At 72.4% G+C, this 645-nt stretch carries 1 protein-coding gene; it reads right to left on the bottom strand.

What is annotated here, in order from left to right:
• The coding region (locus ACNPM4_RS03780; RefSeq protein ID WP_448984743.1) for a glycoside hydrolase family 15 protein at window positions 1–611 on the bottom strand (611 nt) is incomplete at its 3' end.
• Window positions 612–645 lie beyond the last annotated feature (34 nt).

Here is a 645-nt window from a genome sequence, read left to right as displayed (position 1 = left end):
GCGGACCGCAGGCGCTCGCCCTCGATCAGCCCGCCGGATGCCGCCGCGGAGAGCCCCGCCGCGATGCAGCCCAGCGTCGAGACGTGCACGTGCTCGGAGTGCTCCTCCCACCAGTCGAAGCAGGGCCGCTGCCAGGAGCTGACGAGGTAGTCGACCGTGAGCTCGGCCGCGCGGCGCCAGCGCTGCGCGTCGAGGCCGTGCCGCTGGGCGTGGGCCACAGCGGCCCAGAGCCAGGTTCCGTAGCCGTCGAGCTGGAAGTCCCACCAGTCGTCGTCGCCGAGGTCGCCGGCGATCGTGAAGCGAGCGGGCAGCATCCGGTCGTCGGGCAACGGCCGCCCGGATCGAGCCCCCGCGACGATCTCCTCGATCGTGCTCTCATGCCGGATCAGCACGTCCGAGCACCAGTCGAAGAACGCGGTCGCGGACTCGACCGCCCCCGCCGCCGAGACGCCGTCGGCGATGAACGCGCCGTCGCGGAACCAGCAGTATCCGCGGTATGCGGAGAAGTCCGGGCTGGCGGGATAGGCGCCGTTCGGCTCCTGCAGGGAGGTGATCACGGATCGCGAGTGCGCGAGGAGGGCACCGAGGTCGGTGTGCACGGGGGACGTCATCGGGGGAACTCCTGGGGTCAGAGGGGCGGGGCGG

Source organism: Microbacterium umsixpiens (assembly GCF_053543675.1).
Note: the sequence above shows the minus strand (reverse complement) of the source record. Positions and strands in the feature narration are given on the sequence as shown.